We start from the raw sequence: 24,024 nt of genomic DNA, 5'->3' as shown, positions 1-24,024 counted from the left end.
CGCGAATGCGCTGGGCGTTCTCCACCACGAGTCACGTTTGAAACGCCCCTTAAAACGCCGCAAAATGCGTCGTCATCTTCTGACCTCTCAAAAGGAGGAGCAGCCACGCGATCAACCTTGACGCAGGCGGTCGCCGATGGTTTGCCATTCCGGCTCCGTCACCGACTCGGGCTGACGCCCGTCGAAGACTCGGCCGAACATTTCTCGCGACCAGACCAGTCGTGGCTGAATGCCGTCCTGCTGGTGCAGTTTCCAGAGCGTTTCTTTCGCCCCGTCGATGCCCTGTTCGTCGTTGTCGAACATCAATGCGATTCTTCCACCGGCCAAACGTCTCGCCCAGTGGACAACTTTCTCGACTTGGGCATCGGTCATGCGGTTGGACATCACACCGACGGCAGGTTGTTTCAAGGCGTCGAGTCGGATGACGTCGTTCATCCCTTCCACGACCAGAATGCCGATTTCGGCGATACGGTCGCGATACTCGCCTTCGGCGAGTCGATTCGCCTGCTGGCCGTACAATTCGAGACCCTTGCGGAACATCTTCTGTGTTGGGAACCGATGCTTCATCGGCTCCGTACCCGACTTGTTGGCCTTCAGCCATTTCTGACGTTTGGCATCGTAGTCGGGATCGCGGCCAGCCCATGCCAACACGTCGCCCGCCTCAGAGTCGATGGAATAGATCACGCGGCCACGCAACGTTCCTTTGGTGGAAGAGGGGAGCGAGGCGACTTTCCATTTCTCGCACATTTCCTCCGTGAGGTAGGGACGCGACCGAAAATAACGACCGGCGGCAGGTGCCATTTCGGCGGGATCGGTAACACCGCTTTGGTGCAGATTGACCAGTTGGCGGGCACGTTCGTTCTCCGCATCCTTGAGCGGAACGTTCGGCTCCAATGCCGGGGACTTGGTCGGCAGTGATGTCTGTTTGGCAGGTAGTCCGCCGCCATGGATCGTCTGAAGCGTTTGCACGGCCTGTTTGAACTCGTCGCCACGCAATCTCCCACCGCTGGGCGAGCGACCGGTTTGCAGACCGTGGATCAGTGTCAACAGATTGCCCCGCGTACCGCAGGTATGGCAGTAAATGCGTTTGGCTGTTTCGCTCAAATTGACCGTCAGCGTGCCGTAGGAACTGTCGTCGCACGAATCGCCGAAGACGCACGGCATCCTAAACTCGCCAGATGATTTGTTCGGCGGAGTCTGACCGAAGTGCATCAGCACGTCACTGACGTCGGTCTGTTCGATCAAGTCATCGACGTCTGATAGGTAGGCTGGTTTTGTGGAAGACATGCAATAGAAAGTAACGGATATTTTCGGGGTTGGATGCTACGCTGCCGCAGACATTATGGCAACGCGTTCAACAGGCTTTCAAATCACGGCTCGCGACCTTGAAGTTCTCACGGCCTTCGATGCCGTTCCGCTGACTGCCGACCAGCTTCTGACATTCAGCTACACGTTCGACCAGCCGTTTTCGCAACTCCGTTTGGTACAACGACGATTACAAATTCTATCGCGGGCTAGTCTCGTGCAGAATTTTCCGTACGCGGTCGCCAGCAATGGTCGTTCCCCGCACTACTACAAACTGACGCGAAGTGGATACCGGATGCTGCACGGCTTTGATGCAGTGCTACCCAAACGACGGTACTTTGAACGCATTGCCGACAATCATCATTTCCATACTCGCAAGCTGGCGGAATTTCTGGTGACACTCGCCGCACGTTGTCAGCGAGAGGGGATTCGACTTGAACATCTCGCCCGCGAAAACACAGTTGCCATCCAAACGGAATCGATGACGCTGTATCCCGACGCCGTGTTTCGGCTGCGACTACCCAACGGCCGGAGCTTCAACTTTGTTGTGGAACTCGACAACGGCACTGAGCGTGTTCGCAGCAAGAAGGATGCCGAGAGTATCGAACGGAAGATTCGCGGTTACGACGCTCATCAGTCGACGTTCGACGTCTTCAATCCCAATCGCTATGTCGTGCTGTTTGTCACGACTCGATCCCGTCAGCGGCTCACGCACATGCTCACGACGGCTCGCATGCTGATGCAAAATCCGCAGCGGCGGGTTTTTCTCGGTGTTTGTCTCGACGAGTTTCTTGCCGACAGACGTCCCATCACGAAGTCGCTGTTTCACGATGTCGCCGGAAGAGCCTGCCCGCTTGTTGCTTTTGAATCCGATAAACAATCCGTGCCGACTTTTGTGACGCCTACGGTCGTTCCGTGTTAGCCTGTTTTCCGCTGTCGGAAGGCTCACTCGTTCTTCTTGACATCGATCGTGAAAGTGCGGTCCACTCCTTCCTCACCAACGTACGAACGTGTTGACGGATGAGGTGGTGTCTTGCCGATCAGGGCGTACGATTTCCGAGTACAACTCGGGACGTTACGGAAGGCGTTCGTCAACAACGTGCCAGAGCCACGGCGGTCCGCCCCGGATCGCATCGCAGAACGTGAAGGGGCGGTTAACTCAGAAACTGCATGAGGATCATCATCAAATCACTTCCCGGCAACGATCGCGGACCGCGACACATGGAAGCCGTATTGCGGGCAATACACGCCGCAAACATCCGAGGACTGCCGGTCAGTCTGGAGTATCGCTGGGAAAAGGGTGTGATTGGATTCTTTGCCGAGTTCCCCGATGCACTGCGTTCGACAGTGTTGGAACATTTTCAGGATGCGTTTCCCGATTGTGCCGTGGCCGTTGTTCGCGAGTCGTCTGAACAGCCGATCGTACAAGAATGGTTTCAGAATGTTCGCCTGCAGCCTGATGTGCTGCCGTTGCGGGCGTATGGAGAATTCGAGAGTACGTTTGAGCGCGAGGCGGTTGATCCGGCCACCGGGCTGCTGGCGGCAGTCCGGTTTGGTTCTGATGACGGTCTTGATTCGTCGATCAGTATCCGGATTCGTCCTGCTTCCCGTTCGAGAATTCTGGAAGCGGAACGAATCCTTGCCGTGGCGACCAACGGCTTTCGCTCGGAGACCGCACGCCGTTTCTATCTGAATTGGAGAACGGACGCTTCGCGTCTACGCCGCATGGCAGCCATCGTCTTTGGCCTCAGAGCCAGACGAGCCACTACGACGGCCAATACTTCAGCAGAGACGGAGAAACTTCTACAGCCGCTGTTTGTCTCTGACATCGCAGTTCGCGTCAGCGGCTGCAAACTCAAGCAAGCACAGCGACAACTGCAACGCATGAGCGGGGCGTTTGGTCCGTTTGTCATTTCGCCAAATCTGTTCGTCGCGGGAGCGATCCGTCGCAGGAAGCGACGGCGGAATAGGGGAGTGCTGCTGTCGGCCAGTGAACTGGCGGTGTTGATGCACCCGGCACGATCTTCGGTCGGCGTCTCGAAGCTCTCGACGGAATCGTTTCGCGAAATGGAGCCGCCCAGCCTGCTCCCCTCAAAGGAAAACGACTCGGAAGTGACTCGCGTAGGCCGTGTTCGATTTCGCGGACAGAGGCGACAATTCGGCGTGCGGTGCGATGATTTGCGTCGGCACCTGTTCGTCTGCGGGCGAACAGGGACAGGGAAAAGCACGCTCATTCGTTCGATGGCCCTTGATGCCATTGAATCGGGCAGGAACGTCTTTGTTGTCGATCCGCATGGTGATTTGGTCGAATCGATCATCGACTCGATTCCGCGAAGCCGCACGAATGACGTGATCTACTTCAATGCCGCCGATCGAGCTTACCCGGTCGCGTTTAACCCGCTTGATTGTCCCGATGAATCGCAGCGACCGCTGGTTGCCGACGGACTGGTTCTCTCACTCAAGAAGTTGTACGGCGATAGTTGGGGACCGCGATTGGAACAGATACTCCGGAACAGCGTGTTGGCCCTGCTGGAAAGCGAAGACGCGACGCTACTTTCCATTCGTCAGATTCTGACGAGCAAGTCGTTCCGTACACGGATCGTCACATCCGTCGACGATCCGGTTGTCCGCAGTTTCTGGATTGATACGTTCGACAAATGGAATGATCGGTTTCAGACCGAAGCGGTCAGCCCTGTGCTCAACAAGTTGGATGCGTTTCTTGCCAATCGCATTGCTCGCAACATTACCTGCCAGTCACAATCGACAATCCGGCTACGAACGATCATCGACAACCCGCGTTCGATTTTTCTCTGCAATCTCAGCAAGGGACTCGTTGGCGAACAGACCAGCACGCTACTTGGAGCGTTTCTGGTTTCATCGCTTCAGAATGCCGCATTGAGCCGGGCTGACATCCCCGAGGATGATCGCAATGACGTTCAAGTCTACATCGACGAATTCCAGTCATTCGTCAGCGACGGCAACAGCAGCTTCGCCACGCTGCTCTCGGAGAGTCGCAAATATCGTGTCGCGTTTGCGGCACTGGCGACTCAGTTTCTGGATCAAATCGATGAAGCAACCCTGTCTGCTGTGCTTGGCAACTGCGGTTCGGCGATCGTTTTTCGATCCGGTGTGCGTGACGGCGAGACGTTAGCCGAGCATCTTGGCGGCGTCACCGCCGATGATATCGTGAACCTACCGAACTTCACCGCTTACGCCAAGTTGCTCCTGAATGGCGAACCAACGCACAAACCATTCTCGATGACCGTGAATCCATATCAGTCAAAATATCGAGAAAGGGGAGCCGTGGTTCGCGAAGTCTCGCGAAAGAAATACGGATGCCCGATCGCAAAAGCCGAAGCCAGCTTGAATGCTCGGCTACGGTAGATCCCAAATGGCGGCGTTCAGCTTCCATGAACCGCCATCGAAAAAGGATCTCTTCCACCACCCGTCTATTTCGTTGACGCACTGCAAATACTCTGGCATTGTCTGCATCTGATGACCACAGGACGAGAATCAGCGGCCGGAAGTGAATGCGAAGAACTGCGACATGAAGTCGCTGAACTCAAAGATGTGATCCACGTTTTGATCGATTCTATCGACGAAGTTCGAAATGAGCTTCAATGGCTCGCTCGAAATGGCCTGCCGACCGGCGAACCGGTGCCTGCCAGTCCCGTCCTGAAGCAAATGGCCGCCGATCCGTGTGCGGATGACTGGGGAGAGCGACTGGTAGTTGAACGTGGCGACACAGACGTACCGCCGGAACGCGAGACTGAACTGACCAACTCAACGCCGAGATTACCCGAACTTCCGGAACCCGGAAAACTGTTTTGATTCCTTCCCACCTCCCACTTGTCCAAAGAGTCGTTTCTCCATCACGATACCAAATCTCTGTTCGATCAGCTTGAGACGGTCTCTCAGCGAGCAGGGATCAGTCGCGGTCAGGCATTCGAGGATTTCTTGAACGTTTCAGTCTGTGCTCTCGGTAACCCGCTGATGGAAGAGGAGTATTTTCAGACGATCGAACGGCACAAGAAGGGAGACAAAGGCAAACGCAGTGTCGACACGCTCGCGCAGATGTTTGGCAATCTCGTGAAGATTATGGATAAAACGCGAGACGACGTTCTGGGCGACTTGTTTCAGGGAGCCATCACTTACGGAGAACGGGGCCAATTCCTGACGCCTGATCCCATTTGCCGAATGATGGCCGCGATGAATCTTCCTGAAGAAAAGACCGACTTGGATGGCCGTCGTAGCGTGAATGATCCTTGCTGCGGATCGGGCCGTATGTTACTTGCCGCCGCCGAGATTCAACCGAACTGGCATTTCGTTGGACAGGATGTTGACCTGCGATGCGTCCGCATGACAGCGATCAACTTGGCGTTGCGAAATCACTACGGCCACGTTGTTCACGGAAACACGCTTACCAACACCACCGAACTGATCTACGAAACCGGTCGCGTGCAAGTTTGGGGCAACGCAATCCGGAAAGTAGGCCGTGTGCCGTTACCAGACCGGAAACCGGAACAAATCGACGTTACACCACCGCAGCAAACACCTGCACCAAATCAGCCGCAACCCAATGATGATAGAGCCGATGCTTCCAAGGGGAACCAACTTGAACTGTTCTAACCGACGATGACGCTCGATGACAAACTAGACGACTGGCCCTTTGAAACTCTGAAACTCGGTGAGTACTTCTCATTCGCCAGACAAGCCGCTCGGCGGGTTCGAGAAACACGTATGAACTTCGTTGACGCCGTGAATGATGTTCTCAGCGGTCGAGTTGTCACGGATCGCGAACGGGAGATGCTTGCCCAGAAAGCTCGGTCAATCGTATATCTCGGTCTTGAAGACGAATAAGCCTGTAGACGCAACCGTCAATTCTATCAGTGCCTCTCATCTATGATCACGAACAACAATTGATCGTTTCCCTTGAGGCGAATCGCCTTCAGGCCGTTCCGACGGCCTTTTGCTTGCGCGTTGCCGGCTTCGCGGGCAATCTTGCTCCCGCTCTGCCGATGGTCGGCAGGGATTAAATGTCTGAGCCGCTTTGGTCGGTTTGATCTTTTCAGAGACGGGAGACAACGATGCTGGTTGATTTGGAAGATGGTGCTTGCCAACGGTGCGGTGGGCAATTGGAAATTACAGACGCAGACGATGTTTCGCTAGATGCGGAATGTACTGACTGCGGTGAGTCGATTCACGTTGAGATTGACTACTTCAATGACGGCGGAATCAAGTATTGGCCGGAAGTCATGGCCGAACTTGAGTCAGAAGAGGAGCTATGAACATGGACTCTCAACAAACATGGATCGACATGCTCGATGCCCTGCGTCACAAGAAGTGGGACGAGGCGAAGGAACTGGCCGATGCGTTGTACGAATGGATTCGCAAAGGTGGATTTCCGCCAGTCACGATCGGTGACGAGTCACTCGGCAAGAATTGGCACAAGACGATCGCAACATTCACGTGCCTTGCCGTGGCGAACAAAGTGGACGACATCCGCAAGCGTCGCGAAAGACGCCAGTCAGCGACGAAAGGAGGTGACTGATGTTGCACTCCGATCGAGTCTGGTGTGTCGCGGAAATTGCTTCGGCGGAAGAACTCGCCCGCAAGCTGACCGAAGTGACATGGTGTTGCTGCACGGCGTTCACTGTCGCCGGTCATCCGCGCTACGTTTGGTTGAACGACTCAACTTCGCCCGATGGTGCTCAGGAATTCGCTGTTTGCTGCTTCGGTCAAACGAAAGCTGAATTTCGTCAATTGGAGTCCATCACGTTCGGCTGGTCCGACTACGACAAAGCGTTGCAATTCATCCTCGCCACCCTCAATGGCGAAGACGACAACAACGAATGGTCTTGCCCCGTAACTGCCGTGATCCAAACCACTGAAGAACATGGCCGCTGTGGCCACTGTGCCTGAAGCTCAGGCATCGCTCTGCATCCACGGATGCAGGGCTTTTTTGTTTGACAAGTTATGCGATTGCCTTTTGCTTGTCTTTCATGTCGTTGACAATCTCTTGCAATTCCTTGATATCGTCCAGTGCATCGTCAGGCGAAGGCACGCCGAAGCCTCGAAGTGAAGAACGATCATGAGCCAGGGTGATGTCGCAGCAACGCTTGAATAACTTCTGAAGTCGTTCACAGTGTCCAATAGTCACAGCCGTGACCTTTTTTAGATTGCTCAGACTGATGTAATCTTGATGTCGAGTAATAATGCCACAAAAGAAATGCTGCTCAACCGCACGTTCCACCGTTGCTCTCAGGTCGCTGTAGACCTCACAAATTGCTCTATCGTAGACGTCGTCGTTGTGGTCATCGAAATCGTTTCGCGTTGCCCTTGCTCGCTTCTCAAGTTCGACGATTCGAGCGGACGTCTTTTGAGCAATCCACGGTAATCCAGCGCCGACAAAACCACACTCGTCACGTTTCGCCACGACACGTCGAAGTGCGATCGGCACGCCTTCCTGATTTGCCCCAGAAAGCAAATCGTGCAGGAAGACGATATCGTGTGTGAAGACGATCACCTGTCGGGCGGTGGCCTCTTCGACAAGGCGCCGAGCGAAGCATTCGCGCCAATGATGGTCGAGTGATGTAACAGGATCGTCAAACACGATTCCAGACTGGCTATGCTCAGTTGCCAACTCGGACAAGAACCCAGCTAATGCAATACAGCGATGCTCACCCTCCGAAACGACCGAGGCAATATCCGCATCGTGGGCTCGTACAAGCTGCACTCGGTAGTACGAAGAACCGAATTCACCAGCCGCCGCTGCCAACTCGACGTTGAGTCTACGGACACCCTGTTGCATCTTCTTAATTTCAGTCGCGAAGGCATCTCTCAACTGGTCAGTGACGTGTTCCTTTGCCAGTTCCTTACTCTTTGCCGTGATCTTGTTGGTACGCGTCTGATTGACGCAGTTCTTGAGTTTCTTGACTTCGGCAAGCCGGGCGACATGCTCTTTAACGTCTCCGAAAACCGTGGCCATCCATTCCCTTGCTTTCAACTCAGCGAATTCTGCTTCGAGTTTCTTGCGTTCTTCGACATCAGCGGACTTCTCAATTTCAGTGGCTTGTACTGCGAGTGACTGGATGAGCGTCTGGAGGTCATCGCCGACTTCATCAATTTCTGAAGGAAGGGCGAAACTCCAGTCGCCGGACTCTCTCGCACGTTTAATCGTCCGGTGATGGGTGAGCAGCGCCGCTAACGTGCATCTTACACGCTTCAACATGTCGGCATTGGCCACTCCAAGATCAACCAATAGTTCCCGCAACTCTTCCTCCTGCAGGCCGAGGGCATCGAGTTTTGCGAGAGATTCGTTCAAGACCTTTTTCGCATTTGCTGCTCTTTTTGCCGTGTCGTCAGATACGAAATCTTCAAACCGACGCAAGCGGTCTTTTGCATCGTCGCCCAGTGTCTGTTGGCACAATAAACAAACAGAATCGTCTTCATCGACGTCCGGAAAGTCGCGATCGACATAGGCGATCGCGGAATAGCGACGGGCTGCTTCCCAAAGTTCTCGCCAAACCGGCTCGCCGATTTCAGGTAGTGGATCACTTCCAAAACTCACTCTGGCGGCGGCTTCGGCAGCTTTGGACTTTTGTTCGGCGTCACTGACCAATCCCTTTAAGTTTTGAATCGCTTGCGGTTTCGATAGTGCGATCGCCACGTTTAGCTTCTCGCGGAGAGTCGAGATTCGACGTGCCCGTGACCGAAGTTCCAATGCGTTCTTTTTTGGATCGTTCGCAAGGTGACTTGGAATATCCTTCAGGCGCTGCATTTCCTCGTCGTTCAATGATACTGTCGATTCGAGTGCATCAATGTCAGAGTCATGTCGCAGCGAACTGAGCAGTTTACCAACCGTAGTTTGCCCGGTCGCAAACGTAGATTTCAGGAACTTTGGCTGAATCGCATCGAGTTTCTTTTTCTCAGCATCAAGTCGCTTCTGAACCTCTTTGCAGGCAGCACCCAGCTTTGGCAGTACGTCAAGTCCGAACGGTGTGAACGCGATGTCGTTTCGTTCTCGAACGTGTACGGCAGCACATTCGGAATCGAAAAAACTGACGGAGCCGAGACACTCAATTGAATGCTGGCCGTCAACCCATTGCTCCGGCGGCTGCTCGACATCTTCAAGGGCGTATGTAATTACCGCACTGGCCGGTGTGCCCGAGTTGGTTGACATTACGTTGGGAAGAATCGACTTGCCTTTACTCCGGGCGCGACAGGCTCGACGCAGGATGCGTCCGTATCCGCTCTTACCTGAGCCGTTGTATCCGAAGACCACAGTCAGCCCTGTAGGCGCAAAACTCAATTCCTGCTTCTCGCCAATCGCGTTGACATTTTCAGCGTCGGCAACCGAGCATAACGCCAGCTTTTCCCCGATTGCGGCACCAGCGGGAACGTGTTCTGTCGTGAGTGGTTGTAATGTTGGAACGTCTCCTTCTTCCAAATCGTTGGCGCTTCGACAAAGAGCAGTCAATTCGTCTACATCCGTCGCCGTGATTTCCCCACATTCGACGATCCTTCGCAATGCGTCTCGCTGCCAGCCCGGCAGTTCCTCACACCAACCTACGATGGTTGAGAGCACGTTCGAGCCACTGGTTGATGTCGTACCGGTCATGTTGTTCTCCTGTTAGGTCTTCATAATAGCGGAGTGAGGCTGTTGGCAAAACGACTGCGTCTTCTCCGGGCTGTTCTGTGTCAAGGAAAGTCCATCCCACTGGGCAAGCAATGAGACCGCTGCCAACAACGATGCTCCACCAGAACGGGACCATCAGTGTTTTGTATCTTTCGGAGGAACAGGATCGTTTCCATAGCTGTCGGAGTCGCGAATCTGGCCGTTGGGGCGGTGGATGACGAGTTCAGTTTTCTTGGTCTGGGCCAGACGCTTGCCGTCCTGAATCGCATCGCGTTGCGTTTCGTGTAGTGACGAAGCCCGATCGGCTCCTTCGCGTTTGACAGCCCAGCCCTCGCCTTGTGGCACGACGTGATAATCCTTTTTTGCCATCGTTCTTTCCTCTTTCACCGTGCTGGTTGGTCGTCAGGGACCGGCAATCACAAGATTCGCCGATGACGACCGAGTAGTTCGTTGTAACGAATATAACGACTAGGCAAGGAAGTTCAACCCTAGCGAACGGGAATCTTGTCAAGACGAATCGGGATTGGTAGACTGAGGTGATGGCGAAACCCGAAAACCAAGGCGATTACCACGACGAGGAGTCTGTCATGTCACTTGCTGAGCGACTTCAGCAGGCTCGAAAAGAAGCTGGTCTGACGTTGGAGCAGCTTTCCGACGAGTCGGGGCTTTCAAAAACGTATCTCTGGGAATTGGAACACGATGATGAAGGAGTGAAGAAACCGTCGGCGGATACGCTGATGAAACTGGTGAATCCGTTGCGAACCACGCTGGCCGACCTTCTCAATCTGCCGTCCGTGCAGGTCAACGATCAGAAAGTCGAGGTGAGCAAGTCACTGAAGGAATTCTGCGACTGGATGAAGAAGGCTGGTCGGCCACTCAGAAAGGACGAGATCGGCGATCTGGCCACGATGCGATTCCGAGGTGGACAGCCGAAAACGATGGATGACTGGGATGACCTGTACCGGACACTAAAACGCACAACCAAAAGGTAGCACGATGCCGCCGAGGCACCGAAGATCGGAACTTCACGAACACGTTGTCGCCATTATGGACGAGACGGGCGCGGACGATCCGTTTGAAGCCGTGCGCATCAAGGCATGCGGCAACGTTGAGCGGGTTGATTCTTCACCTTGAGCAACTCGCCAGCGAAGAACTCGATATCCGATACCCGCCCCAAGGTCACGATGCCGTGACCTTGATGACGTACCATTCGGCCAAAGGGCTTGAATGGCCGGTCGTTGTCCTCAGCGGATTGAATTCCGATCGCTCAGCCGATATGTGGTCGCCCGTCGTAACGGGTGGCGGACAGAGCGACGCTGGACCATTGGATGGACGTATCTTGCGATCATGGACATGGCCATTTGGGAAGACGGATGGTCCGTTTGGCGGATTACGCAAGGGAAGCGGTCTTGAAGATGACGCTCTCGTTTCTCGTGAAGGACAAGAACGCACCGTACGGGAAACGGATGAGAACCTGCGACTTCTTTATGTTGGTTGCACGCGGGCCAAGCACAAACTTGTATTTGCACATCGTGCGGGAAAGTCAGCGTGGCTTGATCGACTTCCGGAAGTCAATTCCCTGCTCGATAGCAACCTTGAAGAAGGGGAGCATGGACTGGATGGAATCGACACCACGCTTGTACTGCGCCGTTTGAATGCCGACATGATTGACGATTGCCGAATTCCGGCATTACAACAAGAGCGATGGCTCTCACTGATAGGGGATCTTCAACCGTCAGATTTGTCGCCACGTTTCCATTCTCCCAGTCAAGCATCTACCGAATCAGAGACCGCCACATTTCAGACCGAGGAACTCGCTGGTTCATCGCACTTTCCATCAGGAGCCGATGAGAGTCAGTACGCAGCCATTGGAGATGCCGTACACAGCTATCTCGCCGCACTTCCGTCGATTCGGTCGTTGGACGATGCCGCCAAAGAACGAGTGGCAGAGCGTTGCCTTGCGGCCTTTTCAGTGACCGGCGTTCTTTCACCATCCGTTCTTGTTTCGTCAGGGGAACGATTCCGCCAGTGGGTAGACGCTCAATATCCAAACGCCCTATGGCACGTCGAAATGACAGCCAGCGGAAGTCGAGCCGCTGGTGGTGACTGGAGCGGTGCTATTGACCTCGTGCTTCAACTCCCGACTGGAGAAGTCGTCGTCATCGACCACAAGAGTGCTCCCATACGCCGTGAACACTGCGAAGCAAAGGCCGGACAGTTTGCAGGGCAGCTAACTGCTTACAGCGAATTGCTGACATCAGCCGGGGAGACTGTTCAATCAAAGTGGATTCACTTTCCACTCTCTGGAGTTGTCGCCAAGTACAATTGATCGGAATTGATCTTCAGCCGCGAAGTTGTTTCGAGTCCTGATTGTGTCGCCGTGTTTTCGCACTTCCACGACAAACCGTTTCGGAACGACGTCAATGTATATCATAATGTCCTTTATGATATGGTTATAGTCGTCAACCAAGTCCACGCGTGCCAGACAACAATCCCGCCATCATCGGCACCGATCGTCAACTGTTGTTGTCAAATCGGTCTATTCCTTTTGTGGTGATTCAGGCTGGAGACAATGCCGCGAGGCGGTTTGTCGAATTCTTTACGGCAACCATTCGTAATCGCAACACACGCGAAGCGTATGCTCGTGCCGTTTGGCGGTTCTTTGAATGGTGCGAACACCGCGAGATTGCGTTATCAGCGATCGAGCCGATTCTTGTGGCGTGCTACATTGAGGAGCTTTGTACCGAGGCGTCGGCTCCAACCGTGAAGCTGCACTTGGCTGCAATACGAATGCTGTTTGATTGGTTGGTGACAGGCCACATCGTTGCGATGAATCCAGCCGCCGCAGTCAAAGGGCCGAAGCACGTCATCAGAATGGGAAAGACGCCTGTTCTGCTTCCCGATGAGGCGGCGCTGCTGTTGGATTCCATTCCAACTGACAGAATCAGCGGGCTACGTGACCGAGCGTTGATCGGTTTGATGGTGTTTTCCTTCGCTCGCATTAGCGAAGGCCGTCAGGCCGGAGCGTCTGGCCTCTGCGAGCGAATGCGAGCAGTGAAGGCCGGAATGCGGGTGGGGCAAGGGGTTGCACGGCAAGCCCCTTGCACCCGTAAGCTGGGAGGGGGAAACAACATACAAAGAAAACACACAATCGACAGAGTGTCCGGGGGTGGACACCCGCCGGACACTGTCCGGATATACGACCCCGGACATGCTATCCATGTTTGCAATCAGAGACCTCATTTCATTCCTATTTCAACAGAGATACGGGCTCCGCACCTTCGTCACACGGATACCAAACTGGTCCGCGAAGAAAGCTGGCTGGTTCATCTACAAAGTCAGCGTAGTTCGCAAATCGCCAGCGTTCTTTTCCTTCCATTCCGCGAAACGCTTCACGCAGTGCATCCCGTCGTTTGTTCGATGGTGTCACGCACAACACAGTAAAGCGATCAATGGTCGTCTCCGGAAAATGCTTGCGATGACCATTCACTTCTGCGAGTTTCACGTAGCCTGGAGTTTTTCGTTTGGCGACTTGGCCGTGCCAGTAACTGTCGCGATCCTGTTCCAAATAAAACACACCTCGATGCTGTTGATACTCCAATTGAAACGCAGCGTCCGGTCGGCAGAGCGTTCTTCTTGGCGACTCGGCGACCAACGTTTCCAACTTAAATTGCTTCGATCGGTCAGGCTCATCGTAATTGACGATTTCGTCTTCGTTGAACCAGCCATCAAGTCGCACGTCGTCGCATACTTGAATCGCTTGATCCAACAGAATGTGAGTATCAGTGACGGACAAATAGTGAAACAAGTGTTGCGGCTGCGGCACTTCCAACGGTTTCAGCATCACACGCAGTTCTTTCAAATGTTCCGCAACAAAAGTTCGGCCGCGACTTGCCAATTGGTAAACCGGAGCAAGCGAGCCGTCACGGGGATTGACGACTTGCATTGTCAATTTCTTGACGTACTTGTCGCGGCACATCGCTGACAGGCGGCGGCGCGTAATGCGACCGTCGTGATCTTTGGGGTAACAGAGCGCCTGAATCTGGCGACGATTCATCAAGAAGTAGCTCGCCAAGCATTCAAGCACGGATATATCGCGTGCAGTTATCATTTCGGTGTCTGTTGTCATTACATCGTACTGAAACCGGTGTCTTGATCCGTTTGCTCCTGTGGAGTCTGTGATTGCTCGATGAATCTCAGTAACGAATCGGAATCACTTCCTTCATCCAGAGACGGAGCGAGGTTGTAAGCATGGGTCGCGATGATCTTTGCAATCATCCATTCTGTTATCTCTTCCTGCTCAAGCAAGTTCTCCGCTGGTGCCATGACGTGATTGACTTGAATGATCTCACTACGTCCGTTGGGTAACCGCACCATGGCCTGTCCGACATTGGCGATTGCCAGAAGATGAGCGAACAATGCAAACTGATCGTTGATCGAGCGTGCTAAATTGGGCGTCTTCTGAAGTTCGACGCGGTACTTGGGAAGGGGGTGCGGGGAAAGAGAGATGCCTGACGAGTATGATTCACCTATTTGATGTGCCAGTGATTCGGTGCGCGTCTTCGACCATTGCCTTGCCATCCCCGTTGTTCGTGAGCGAGCAAAGCTTGTTGTCTTACCATGTGTTTGTGAGGTTGATTCACCGGAACTTTTCGTATGCCCCGTCTGATCAGATTCTGAGTCAGATAATGATGTTGACTGACCCGACAATTGACTGCGATTGGTTCCAGTCGTCTGACCACGGCTTCTCGACAAAGAGCGAGAATGAGACTTTGTTCTACTGCGTCCAAACGCTTTCGATTCACTTTGAACGGAAGATTCGCCTGTCGATTCGCTACTGCCGGTCGTCCGTGAACTTCCTTTGGCCGATGTCTCCCCATCAGAAATACTGCTTCCCCTCGAATTCGTCTCTGTTTGTCCCATCGCTTCGTTATTGCTGATCGTTGACTGAATGGACATCACCGGTCCCAGCGGTGAAACGTAACTGTACCCTTCCGAATTCGTCCCCGTCCGTCCGGCTGAGTGGTTGTCAGAGAACCCCTTCGTTCGAGATTGTGAGACTTGTTGAGAGTTAGAAATCGACTCTTGAGTTGACCGACTCCGATTTTGGCTGTCGCTGTGGCCAATAGTCACGGTGTGTGAATTGCCGGTTGAGAGGCTCTCGCTTTCACTTTCTCCAATGGTTTCCGATTGTGCGGACGAATCACCCACGGTTGCGCTGACCGAGGAGCCAGTTCCCGTCGACTTCGATGTTCCGCGAGTGTGAGAGACAGCGACACCACGATTGATCGTCGTGCCTTTGTTTTCTGAAATTGAATCGGAACGTTGTTCCGTCATCGAAGATGACTCGGTAGACGCCTCCGCATTAGCGAAGCTCGAACCGTGTGTTTCGCTTGACTGCTTGCTCTGACTGAAGTTTTCCGATTCGACGATCACCCAATCAAAACCGTCAGGTGCGTAGACTTTCTGATAGTGTTCCGTGAAGTCCAGATTGCTGTAGCCGAAGACTTTGGCGAGATACTCCAAATCGTCGGGGTTCTCTTGCTGGAAGCAGATTTTGGCTTTACAGCAGTTGAGAATATCCGGGATCAGGTCCAGCGTTTCCGTCTTGAAGCTCGATAGCTGTTGTGCGGAGAGACAAACGGACAGTTTGAATTTTCGATGCCCGGTCAATGCGCGCTGAACGTCCCGTCCAATAAACTCACTGGCTTCGTCGATGATGAGAGAATAGGGGACGCGTTGCGATCGTTTTCGCACGGCACGTGTCTTGGCCAGAATCTCGTGAATGATGAGACCACCAATTGCCTTCGCTTGATCGGAAGAGAAGTAGTTTGTCTCACAGAGATTGACGATCACGGTTTCCTGATTGCGAATGATTTGGCTGAAATCAATTGTGTGCAAGTGATCTTGAAAAACCGCCGTGACGATCGGTGAAAGAAATGACCGCAATCGATTGATGGTCGAGTCGGTCATTTCAGCTTGTCGATTCGGGCTGAGCGCAGCCAAACGCTCAAAGTCCGCTGTAACATGTCGTGGAAGATGCGGTGCAACTAGTCGATAAACATCCGCTTGCCGTTTGTGACCGAAATCTAATAGCGTCAGCGCATTTCCGAGTGGCAAGTGGGAACCTTCGTCATCAACGGCGGTGCCGACGGCAAGCAGCACATCCTTGAGGAAACGTTCTAGTCGCGGCATTCCTTCGAACGACGATTCTCCTTGTTTTCTCAGCAGTACCTCGGCTACGCGATCAACGGTCGCTTCAAGCCAGGCACGGTACGCAATCTCTCGCTGTTCTTCAGTAATGTCATCCGCTTCTTCATATCGGAACGGATCAAACCCGAAGACATTCGCAAAACTGGGCTGGATGTAATGAATCCACTCCGGTGAAAAGGGGTGATTCCGGTCGAGTGCCAGCTTGCCCGCGTGGGCCACGACATCTTCAGCCAAATCACCATGCGGATCGATCAAGCAGAAACCGGCATAGTCGTCGATCATCTCTCTGCAAAGCAATTCGAGAAACTTGCTCTTTCCACAGCCGGTGCCGCCGAGTAGGAGCATGTGCTGTGCCATCAAATCGCGGTTCAACACGAACGGTGCATCCTCACCGTCGATTCGCTGGCCGAGTTGGTAATCTACCAGATCATTGTTCGTTGCGATGTTGTAATTTGGCTCGCTGTTGTTCATGTCGCTTCTCCCTTGTAATTGGTTGAAGCGTCGTCTTTTCCTTCGACGAACTGCACGTCGGGAATTCGCGACTGGATGCGATTGACAATCGTTTTCTCGATTTCTTTAGACTCGTCCTCAGTGGCCAGTTTCATAGCATCCTGACAATCGGAGAGAGCATGCTCATCTTGGCTAAGGGACTCATAGAGCCGTGCGCGTTGCAGCAAATGTTTTCGACGTTCGGCATCGTCATCAGAAAGGCGTACGAGTTGTGTAACAACAGGAATGGCCACATCGAACCGTTCGACCTTCTCGTAGAGTTGAGCCAAGAGGTTGTGGCCGGACTTGCAATTGGGATCGATTTCGATAGCCAGCTTCGCATCGTCAATCGCCTCATCGATCTGATTGTTCTTGAGGTGGAGTCGACTGCGCCAAACAAGCAGCTTGGCGTCTTGCGGATCAAGCCAGATGCCGTGATAGATGTCGGCAATCGCGTTGTCGTATTCTTCGAGTGACTCAAGCAACGTTGCTCTTCCCTGAAAAGCAGGCAAGCAGAATCGATCGAGTTTGATGGCCGTGTCAAAGTCGACCCGTGCCTCGTCTGGTTTTTCGAGGTGCATGTGTGCCCATGCCCGACGACAAAAGGCAAGGGCACTTTGCGGAGCGATCTCAATCGCTTTCGTCGCATCGACGACCGCTTTATCAAGTTGCCCGTCGAGCCGATACGCCTCACTACGCCCTTGATAAGCATGTGTATCCTGTGGAGCAAACCCAATGACGCGCGTGTAGTCGGTAATGGCCTCAGAGAATCGATTGCCTGTGATCAAAGCAGAACCTCGATCCAGCAGGAAAAGACGACTTCGCGGTTGAATCTCGATCGCACGATTCAAATAGTTGGCTACTCGCGTGAAACGCATTGCTCGTTGGTTTCGAGCGATACGCCATGTAAGCCAGCAGAGTTCCAGTCGTGAGTAAAGCAATCCAATCACGGGAATTCGGTAAGGATATCTTGCCCATAAAGCCCGATTGGCTGCCGGAACAGAGCGGTTCACCGAAGTCATTGTTGATTGATGTATCGGTTGTGGATCGTGTAGATCGCCTGATTGGGCGAGGACGGATTGCAGGTCTTTTTGCAGCAGGTTCAGTTTTTCCTTGGAACGAGTGACTACGGGACCGGTCTCAGGAAGGCCAGCCGCAAGATGATGTTCAACTTCAGCGTCAACGTCGCGAATCTGTGATTCCAGATTGCTACGTTGTGAGACTTGGTTCTCTCGTGCTGAGTTTGATTGAACTCGAACCTGTCGCCGCTGATTGAGAAGGTTAGTCAGTGGCCGTACCACAGCCAGCAGTAGAACTCCGCCAGCGACAATGTAGAGTTTCCAGTCCAATGGTAAGAGAACCGCACCGGCGATGAGACCGATTGCAGCTCCCATAACGGGCCACGTCTCTTGCCCCTCCCTCCTCGCCTGATTCTTGACGAACCAGTGAAATAGAAAGCAGCCGACTTGCCAGCCGACAACACCGCCCAACAGGGCTCCGATAAACGTGGCTGTATCGATCACTGCTCTCCTCCCATTTTTTGTTCTTGTGGTCCGATCGCAATAATCTCGTTGCGTATTGGTCTGCTCAGAAAGTCGTCAAACTCGTTCCAGAGGCGATTTTTCGTCTCTTCATCAACTTGAGCAGGACGTGGCAGGATGCCATCAATGAACACTGCGACTGCCTCAGCGTTTTTCCGCACGGAATTGTCCTGATTGCCGTTCGTGTCTCCCAGTTTCCGTAAGAATTCGTTTGTTTGCTCGCGTGACGGAACGTAGAAGCCACGCAAGTAGGCACGCGTCAGCCAAGCAATCGAGGCACCGCTTTGACAGACATTGGCCAGCAGGGCACAGTCAAAGGCGAACGAATCTCGTAGCGTTTGATTGGGGTTAAGAGTAACTGAAGAGGCCGCGTCCGCGAGTTCTTTGGCGAACACCGCATACGGAAGCCCGATCGATTGCGAAAGCTGCTGCAAATGTCTGGCTTCCGCTTCATGCAGTCGATCCTCTCCCAACGACTTTGCGATCAGATCACGAAACCAGTTCGGAATGTTCTGAAGCAAATCCGACGAGTCAGCTCCGAGAATCGGACGCTTTGGTTGTTCTGGATAGCTGCCGTCGCTGGAAGGAATCTCCTTCATATCGTGAAGGACTATGCCACAATTCTTCTGACTGCGCAAGTAAAAACGAATTGACGGAGATGTGATGTATGATGTTTGGTTCATCGTCGTTCTGCCTTCTGGCTTTCGACGAAACGAACAAGCACTTCATACTCGCCGAGCAATTCAGGACAATCTTGAAGGACAGTCGGCCTCATGGTTTTCAAGTCACTGAGATGGCTGTCGGAATAGTACCCTTCGTTGTAAAATGTCTTGGGAGATTGATTGACTAGAGACTTGTAGGCTCGCAATCGTAGCCACGTCGGCAACCATTTTCCTGTGGCATACCGACCAAGTGCCCAGTCACCGTAGACACGTGAATTTCGAGATTCTGATAGCAGCACTACATAGAGTGGGTGCGTGTAGGAATCTACGGCTCCGATGGTTCTCACCGCAGCGTCCCGGAACGTGCTGTCGGTTGACTCAGCATCTGCAAGTAATTTTCTTGCTCTTTCGATCACTGCTTGTGATGGGTTTCGCTGCTCATTCAGGAATTTGCGAATTGTCAGTTCTTGCTTGCCCAGAATGTAAAACAATCCTTCTCGGTCATGGTGACTGACACGTTCCATTAGTCGCAATAACTCTGCTTGAGACGGGTTCCATGAAGGATCAGCGTCAATCAGTATCCTTGCGGCAGCGATTCTGATTCGATCATTCTTAGATTCGTCAAATACGACTCTAATTCGAGCAGCGAGTTCCTGGTCGAGGCCGGGGCAGAATGGACTGGAGACCACAGTCAAGAATTTTGTTTGAAAGTCTGGGGCAGCGGACCAAGACGTGATCTTATCCTTCAGCACGGTGCGTGTTGGAGCATCACCGGTTGCCCACAATGCTATCACGGCTTCGGCGCAAATCGTGGTGTCGTTTAGAAATCGGCTGAGTACGGCGGCGTGTGGTAAAAGCTTTTCACGAAATGGCGGCAGAGCGATTAGTGTATAGCGGCGAACAGTTGCGTCGGCGTGCCCCAGCAACGCGATGTACTTCTGGAGCAACTCCTCTGTCGGAGCGATTCGCGGCAGCATCCAGAAGTCTTGAGACTGGGCGACTGAACTCGACATGTTCTCCCAGTCAACATCATACTCACCGGCAAGAAACGACAAATCGCCTTCCATTCGTCCTATCGCCGTATTGGCTGCAACATAATAGTAGTGACTCTCCGAATCGACTTCTTGAAGTGCTTTTAGTGATGGGACTGACGCCGGGCCAATTTCTCCCAACGCACTAAATGCGACGTGTCTCTGTAAGTCTTCGAGCTTCTTGCCATTGAGTAAGTCATGTTCGATGACCGTAGCAAGCAACGGAATGGCTTCTTCGCCTAACTGGGCGATTGCAAACGCGGTTTGCTCCTGCTCAAACCTGTAGAACATTGGGTGCACTTCGCTCAAATATCCGGTAACCCTATCTTCAACTGAGAGGTGTTCCGTTCTAACTGATATGCCCGGTGTTTTGGTGACTCCCTTCTTGTGTTCAGTTTGAATCGTGGAAGCATCGTTTGTGGCCCGAATGGAAGTGGTTCTCTCCATGCCCGTCTCGCTGACCCAGCGCGGCGCCTTGCCCCACTTGACGATTCCGACTGCTGCGGCGAGTGCCACGAGTAATAGAGTCGGCTTCAAAATCAGCCAGACACGCCGACGGCAGAGACTTGGCAGGGGAACGCGTTGATCAAGTTGTGTTGTCATTGGATCGAATCCGATGTGTCGTTTCGTCTTTCACGCTCATAACAGTGAACGGGGCGGAAGATTTGGTTAACATGAACCAAAACTGCGCAGCCCTCCGACTGACTCGGTGACTACTTGGGTACAAACCGGGAAGTAGTAGCTGCGGGACACGATTTTTCAACTTTTTCGGAAAAGGCTTTTCCCTATCGACTATCGGGGACGTGGTATCCATGAATGTAGCGAACGAGAACGAACGAAAGCTCACCGACGACAAGCTGTTTGTGCTGCTTCAAGACGCGCAACGAGGCGACTCATCGGCACAGGATGCGTTCTTCGACGCTTATGAAACAGAATTGCTGATCGCGATCAGGGTTCGGCGGACGCCACTGCACCGCAAGATCGAAGAGACCATGGATGTCTGCAATTCGGTCGTTCGCCGGTTAATCAGCAACTGGGAGAAATGGTCCTTTCCTGAGTTCGGTGCGTTTCGCGGAACGGTTCGGACAATTGTTGAGCGCCGAATCAAGCGTGCTATCCAGCGATTCATGGCCGAGAAAGAAGCGAGTGAAGCAGCCGCATTGCTGCACGGTGACTCCGATAATCCACAGCCGAAGATTGAAAGCTACGAGTTCGTCCAGTTCATCCGCTCGAAGATGACCGCCTCCGAGCAGGCGATCTTTGATGCGATTCACTCGAAAGGCATGACCTACGTTGAGTTAAGCAAGCAATACCCGGTAAGTGCTAGCGCCTTGCGTAAACAACTCAGCCGGGCAATGGAACGAGTCACGGAAGAGTTGGACCTCGATGAAGAATGACTCGCCAGATTCGTCGCCTCTCGAAGCTGTCATCGCTGAACTCGTTTCACGACGACAGCGAGGGGAGTCCTTCGACGTTGGCGATACAATCACCCCCGATGACTGGACGGTGGACGAACTGCTGGCAATTTGCAGTTCTGACTTGCTGGCCAGACCAAGCGAACCCGGTCGCGTCGAAGAGTATCTCGCTGCCTTCCCGCAATTCGCAGCGGATTCTGAACGACACATTGTGGATTTGATATTTCACGAGATATGCCTCCGGGAGGATTCGGCGACACCTCCGACCTTACCGGAGTATCTGCACCGGTTTCCGAATCTAAGCGAGCAGATTCGAAAGTTGTTTTCGATGGCGTCGGGCCTATGCCTGAGACCCGAGATTCCGGGCTACGAGATACTCGAAGAGATTGGTCGTGGCGCTAATGGCATCGTCTACAAGGCCCACCAGCTTGGTCCCGACCGGCTTGTTGCCATCAAAGTGTTACAGGATGAGAAGTGGGCTGATGAGGATGCATTGCGTCGATTTCGCAAGGAAGCTCAAGTCGTCGGCAAGCTGCGGCATCCCAATATCGTCATCGTTCATGATTCAGGCACGGTATCGGAAACGCCATACATCGTAATGGAGTACGTCGAAGGTGATTCACTGACCCAGCTTTTTAATTCCAAACAGCTTTCAATCGAACAGGCAGTCAATCTGACGATCCAGTTATGTGCCGCCCTCACGTGCGCGCATGACGCCCGCGTTCTCCATCGTGACGTGAAACCGGCCAATATTCTTGTTGATGGCGATTTTAACGTCCGTCTGACCGACTTCGGCATGGTCCGTGATCTTGACCTCGCATCAGCAAAGCATTCGAGTCATTACATTGCCGGAACGCCCGCTTACATTTCACCGGAACAGGCAGAAGGCGACGGCCATCCGATCGGGCCAGCCAGTGATCTCTACTCCGTGGGGGCAATCCTTTATGAGTTACTCACTGGCCAGCGAGTCGTTCAGGGAACAACGGTCTCAAGCGTTCTCTGTGAAGTACAGGAACGGCATGCGATCCCGCTCACTGAGTTGAACAACGCCATTCCGCCAGAGTTGAGTTCCATTTGTCTGAAGTGCCTTGAGAAGGCCCCGAAAGATCGATTTGCGTCAGTTAGCGAGCTTGCCGAGGCGCTGCAAGGCTGGCAAAAAAAGTCAACAACCGTACGCGCCTCTCGGCGATTGCTACCGGTACTGTTTGTGTTAGCAGCCATTGTGATCGCTGGCGCAGGATGGGCAGTGTTCTTCCGATCCGAAACTCCACCGACGGAAAACAAGAACGGAATCGAAGAAACCGCAACCGCCGCTGGTCAAATAGAACGACCAAGACGCTTGCAGTCTCCGTTCACCGAGCAACAAGTACGCACCGCGCGGGACGCATGGACATCTTTTCTTGGCATTCCCAAGCAGGCAACGAACGGACTGAAGATGAGCATGGTGGTGATTCCGCCGGGTGAGTTCCGCATGGGAACAGCGCGTGGTGCACTTGGTTTCCAGTCCGACGAACCCGAGCATCCCGTCATACTAACGCGCCCCTTTTTGCTTGCGGTGTCAGAAGTAACGCAATCGCAGTATGAAGCGGTCATGGGACAGAATCCAAGTCGCTTCAGGAGCGGCGACTCGCGAAACCGCCCGGTAGAATCCTTGACTTGGTATGACGCGGTTGCCTTCTGCAACGCCCTGAGCCGTCGTGAAGGGCTTTCACCTTACTACGCGATGACTGACGCCGAACACAAAGAAATGCGTGTAACCGGCGCGACGGTCTCGATCCTTGGTGGAAGCGGGTATCGGCTGCCGACGGAAGCCGAATGGGAATATGCGTGCCGAGCGGGCACACAGGCGACGTGGTATTCGGGCGAGGACGAACAATCGCTTCAGGATTTCGGTTGGCTGGCATCTCAGAGCTTGACCAGTCCGCAGCCGGTGGAAACGAAGCTTCCCAATGCGTTCGGTCTGTACGACATGCACGGCAATGTCTGGGAATGGGTCTTTGATTGGTACGACAAAAGCTACTATCCGGTGTCACCGACCTTTGATCCGAATGGCCCCGACGAAGGCCAGTTACGTGGGTTCCGGGGTAGCAGTTGGGACACACGATTTCGGGCCATCAACGGGACTTGTGCCAACCGTGGCAAAGACCGGCCCCACACATTCGATCTCGATCGAGGCTTTCGGGTAGCCCGATCCATCCGAGAAAAACAGTAGGATGAGTCAAATGACGATCCGTTCGATTTCGTCAAGCGACACTTCATCTGACGTTCTGTCGTAGAGGCTAGTTGTCCTTGGCGACTCGTGTGCTGCGATTCGCTGGGCATTTTCAAGCGTTCCGCCATTCGAGAGAAATGCAGTGATGCCCGTTGCTCGGAACGAATGGTTGCAGAGGGAATAGGGGAGTCCCGCTCTGCGTGCCCGCCGTTTAATCATGAGCAACGCTTCTGTTCGATGTAAACGGCGTTCGGTTAAATTTCGATGGCGATCAAGCGAACGGAAGAGGGGAGCACCTGTCTGCCCTGTAAATTCTGCCGCCGCGACGTAATCGTCCATGAACTGCTCGGCCTTGTGGTGGGCCGGAACCTCGTGATGCTTCGAGCCTTTCTCACAAAGTCGGAACCACATTCTTCGCCCCTTCGGGAAGTAGTCCTCACAGTCCATACCAAGGGCCGCGCCAAGCGGCTGGGGCAAGGGCTACGCTATGCCGCGCTTCGCTTGGCTGCTGCGCCCCT

20 protein-coding genes and 1 pseudogene are annotated in these 24,024 nt (G+C 53.5%); 12 read left to right on the top strand and 9 right to left on the bottom strand.

Translation table 11 applies throughout. The features are described 5' to 3' along the window. Positions 1-111: 111 nt before the first annotated feature. The gene (locus tag Pan54_RS11585; protein WP_207310118.1) at positions 112-1,245 is read right to left on the bottom strand and encodes a toprim domain-containing protein; all 1,134 of its coding nucleotides are present in this window, start codon (positions 1,243-1,245) and stop codon (positions 112-114) included. 97 nt (positions 1,246-1,342) lie between these two features. On the opposite strand from Pan54_RS11585, the gene Pan54_RS11580 reads away from it, so the two are divergent. The 7 genes from Pan54_RS11580 to Pan54_RS11550 all read left to right on the top strand — a co-directional run bounded on the left by Pan54_RS11580 (position 1,343) and on the right by Pan54_RS11550 (position 7,227). Then, complete coding sequence (locus Pan54_RS11580) at positions 1,343-2,227, top strand: replication-relaxation family protein (RefSeq protein ID WP_146503633.1); 885 nt, start codon at positions 1,343-1,345, stop codon at positions 2,225-2,227. A gap of 248 nt (positions 2,228-2,475) precedes the next feature. Then, a complete protein-coding gene (locus tag Pan54_RS11575; RefSeq protein ID WP_146503632.1) occupies positions 2,476-4,689 on the top strand; it encodes a type IV secretory system conjugative DNA transfer family protein in 2,214 nt (737 codons plus the stop codon). Positions 4,690-4,800: 111 nt separating this feature from the next. Further along, positions 4,801-5,136 carry a hypothetical protein gene (locus tag Pan54_RS11570; protein WP_146503631.1) on the top strand — a complete coding sequence of 112 codons (336 nt, stop codon included), beginning with the start codon at positions 4,801-4,803 and terminating at the stop codon, positions 5,134-5,136. Positions 5,137-5,154: 18 nt separating this feature from the next. Beyond that, positions 5,155-5,934 (top strand): N-6 DNA methylase, encoded by a 780-nt coding sequence (locus Pan54_RS11565; RefSeq protein ID WP_146503630.1) that lies wholly within the window; start codon positions 5,155-5,157, stop codon positions 5,932-5,934. A 458-nt stretch (positions 5,935-6,392) separates the two neighbouring features. Then, positions 6,393-6,593, top strand: coding sequence for a hypothetical protein (locus Pan54_RS11560; protein WP_146503629.1), 201 nt, complete (start codon positions 6,393-6,395; stop codon positions 6,591-6,593). Between the two features lie 2 nt (positions 6,594-6,595). Continuing rightward, positions 6,596-6,856 (top strand): hypothetical protein, encoded by a 261-nt coding sequence (locus Pan54_RS11555; protein ID WP_146503628.1) that lies wholly within the window; start codon positions 6,596-6,598, stop codon positions 6,854-6,856. Next, positions 6,856-7,227, top strand: coding sequence for a hypothetical protein (locus Pan54_RS11550; RefSeq protein ID WP_146503627.1), 372 nt, complete (start codon positions 6,856-6,858; stop codon positions 7,225-7,227). Before Pan54_RS11555 ends, Pan54_RS11550 begins: the two co-directional genes overlap by 1 nt. Before the next feature lie 52 nt (positions 7,228-7,279). On the opposite strand, the gene Pan54_RS11545 is transcribed toward Pan54_RS11550, so the two are convergent. Together Pan54_RS11545 and Pan54_RS11540 are read right to left on the bottom strand one after the other, a co-directional pair. After that, a complete protein-coding gene (locus tag Pan54_RS11545; RefSeq protein WP_146503626.1) occupies positions 7,280-9,925 on the bottom strand; it encodes an AAA family ATPase in 2,646 nt (881 codons plus the stop codon). Positions 9,926-10,078: 153 nt separating this feature from the next. Continuing rightward, positions 10,079-10,312 carry a DUF2188 domain-containing protein gene (locus tag Pan54_RS11540; protein ID WP_146503625.1) on the bottom strand — a complete coding sequence of 78 codons (234 nt, stop codon included), beginning with the start codon at positions 10,310-10,312 and terminating at the stop codon, positions 10,079-10,081. 218 nt (positions 10,313-10,530) lie between these two features. Between Pan54_RS11540 and Pan54_RS11535 the strand changes: the two genes are divergently transcribed. From Pan54_RS11535 to Pan54_RS26810, 3 genes and pseudogenes are all read left to right on the top strand, one after another. Then, positions 10,531-10,935, top strand: coding sequence for a helix-turn-helix domain-containing protein (locus Pan54_RS11535; RefSeq protein ID WP_165441737.1), 405 nt, complete (start codon positions 10,531-10,533; stop codon positions 10,933-10,935). Positions 10,936-11,051: 116 nt separating this feature from the next. Further along, positions 11,052-12,272 (top strand): 3'-5' exonuclease, encoded by a 1,221-nt coding sequence (locus Pan54_RS11530; RefSeq protein ID WP_146503623.1) that lies wholly within the window; start codon positions 11,052-11,054, stop codon positions 12,270-12,272. 149 nt (positions 12,273-12,421) lie between these two features. Continuing rightward, a pseudogene (locus Pan54_RS26810) lies at positions 12,422-12,694 on the top strand (tyrosine-type recombinase/integrase); the annotation flags it as partial. 499 nt (positions 12,695-13,193) lie between these two features. Here Pan54_RS26810 and Pan54_RS26355 read toward each other — a convergent pair. Genes Pan54_RS26355 through Pan54_RS11500 form a run of 5 tightly spaced genes read right to left on the bottom strand, consistent with a single transcriptional unit; the run spans position 13,194 to position 20,482 of the window. Continuing rightward, positions 13,194-14,054, bottom strand: a complete 861-nt coding sequence (locus Pan54_RS26355; RefSeq protein WP_261343177.1) for a replication-relaxation family protein — start codon at positions 14,052-14,054, stop codon at positions 13,194-13,196. 17 nt (positions 14,055-14,071) lie between these two features. Next, entirely contained in the window at positions 14,072-16,627 is a 2,556-nt protein-coding gene (locus Pan54_RS11515; RefSeq protein WP_146503621.1) for a helicase HerA domain-containing protein, read from the bottom strand. Beyond that, a complete protein-coding gene (locus Pan54_RS11510; protein ID WP_146503620.1) occupies positions 16,624-18,168 on the bottom strand; it encodes a tetratricopeptide repeat protein in 1,545 nt (514 codons plus the stop codon). The genes Pan54_RS11515 and Pan54_RS11510 overlap by 4 nt, the downstream gene beginning before the upstream one ends. Then, a complete protein-coding gene (locus tag Pan54_RS11505; protein WP_146503619.1) occupies positions 18,165-18,869 on the bottom strand; it encodes a hypothetical protein in 705 nt (234 codons plus the stop codon). The genes Pan54_RS11510 and Pan54_RS11505 overlap by 4 nt, the downstream gene beginning before the upstream one ends. Next, positions 18,866-20,482, bottom strand: coding sequence for a hypothetical protein (locus Pan54_RS11500; RefSeq protein ID WP_146503618.1), 1,617 nt, complete (start codon positions 20,480-20,482; stop codon positions 18,866-18,868). Before Pan54_RS11500 ends, Pan54_RS11505 begins: the two co-directional genes overlap by 4 nt. A 209-nt stretch (positions 20,483-20,691) precedes the next feature. Between Pan54_RS11500 and Pan54_RS11495 the strand changes: the two genes are divergently transcribed. Continuing rightward, positions 20,692-21,276 carry an RNA polymerase sigma factor gene (locus tag Pan54_RS11495; RefSeq protein ID WP_146503617.1) on the top strand — a complete coding sequence of 195 codons (585 nt, stop codon included), beginning with the start codon at positions 20,692-20,694 and terminating at the stop codon, positions 21,274-21,276. Next, positions 21,200-23,506, top strand: coding sequence for a bifunctional serine/threonine-protein kinase/formylglycine-generating enzyme family protein (locus Pan54_RS11490; protein ID WP_146503616.1), 2,307 nt, complete (start codon positions 21,200-21,202; stop codon positions 23,504-23,506). The genes Pan54_RS11495 and Pan54_RS11490 overlap by 77 nt, the downstream gene beginning before the upstream one ends. Positions 23,507-23,512: 6 nt before the next feature. Here the strand turns inward: Pan54_RS11490 and Pan54_RS11485 are convergent, their stop codons facing one another. Next, positions 23,513-23,953, bottom strand: coding sequence for a tyrosine-type recombinase/integrase (locus tag Pan54_RS11485; protein WP_146503615.1), 441 nt, complete (start codon positions 23,951-23,953; stop codon positions 23,513-23,515). Between the last annotated feature and the right edge of the window lie 71 nt (positions 23,954-24,024).

This window comes from Rubinisphaera italica (assembly GCF_007859715.1).
In the GTDB taxonomy this organism is placed as follows: domain Bacteria; phylum Planctomycetota; class Planctomycetia; order Planctomycetales; family Planctomycetaceae; genus Rubinisphaera; species Rubinisphaera italica.
Note: the sequence above shows the minus strand (reverse complement) of the source record. Positions and strands in the feature narration are given on the sequence as shown.

What these genes read in the sequence shown, in the direction of transcription:
- Pan54_RS11505 (WP_146503619.1), bottom strand. Translation starts at nt 18,869, where the DNA reads ATGAACCAAACATCATACATCACATCTCCGTCAATTCGTTTTTACTTG.
- Pan54_RS11545 (WP_146503626.1), bottom strand. Translation starts at nt 9,925, where the DNA reads ATGACCGGTACGACATCAACCAGTGGCTCGAACGTGCTCTCAACCATC.
- Pan54_RS11550 (WP_146503627.1), top strand. Translation starts at nt 6,856, where the DNA reads ATGTTGCACTCCGATCGAGTCTGGTGTGTCGCGGAAATTGCTTCGGCG.
- Pan54_RS11535 (WP_165441737.1), top strand. Translation starts at nt 10,531, where the DNA reads ATGTCACTTGCTGAGCGACTTCAGCAGGCTCGAAAAGAAGCTGGTCTG.
- Pan54_RS26355 (WP_261343177.1), bottom strand. Translation starts at nt 14,054, where the DNA reads ATGATAACTGCACGCGATATATCCGTGCTTGAATGCTTGGCGAGCTAC.
- Pan54_RS11495 (WP_146503617.1), top strand. Translation starts at nt 20,692, where the DNA reads ATGAATGTAGCGAACGAGAACGAACGAAAGCTCACCGACGACAAGCTG.
- Pan54_RS11540 (WP_146503625.1), bottom strand. Translation starts at nt 10,312, where the DNA reads ATGGCAAAAAAGGATTATCACGTCGTGCCACAAGGCGAGGGCTGGGCT.
- Pan54_RS11580 (WP_146503633.1), top strand. Translation starts at nt 1,343, where the DNA reads ATGGCAACGCGTTCAACAGGCTTTCAAATCACGGCTCGCGACCTTGAA.
- Pan54_RS11560 (WP_146503629.1), top strand. Translation starts at nt 6,393, where the DNA reads ATGCTGGTTGATTTGGAAGATGGTGCTTGCCAACGGTGCGGTGGGCAA.
- Pan54_RS11555 (WP_146503628.1), top strand. Translation starts at nt 6,596, where the DNA reads ATGGACTCTCAACAAACATGGATCGACATGCTCGATGCCCTGCGTCAC.
- Pan54_RS11570 (WP_146503631.1), top strand. Translation starts at nt 4,801, where the DNA reads ATGACCACAGGACGAGAATCAGCGGCCGGAAGTGAATGCGAAGAACTG.
- Pan54_RS11500 (WP_146503618.1), bottom strand. Translation starts at nt 20,482, where the DNA reads ATGACAACACAACTTGATCAACGCGTTCCCCTGCCAAGTCTCTGCCGT.
- Pan54_RS11575 (WP_146503632.1), top strand. Translation starts at nt 2,476, where the DNA reads ATGAGGATCATCATCAAATCACTTCCCGGCAACGATCGCGGACCGCGA.
- Pan54_RS11515 (WP_146503621.1), bottom strand. Translation starts at nt 16,627, where the DNA reads ATGAACAACAGCGAGCCAAATTACAACATCGCAACGAACAATGATCTG.
- Pan54_RS11485 (WP_146503615.1), bottom strand. Translation starts at nt 23,953, where the DNA reads ATGGACTGTGAGGACTACTTCCCGAAGGGGCGAAGAATGTGGTTCCGA.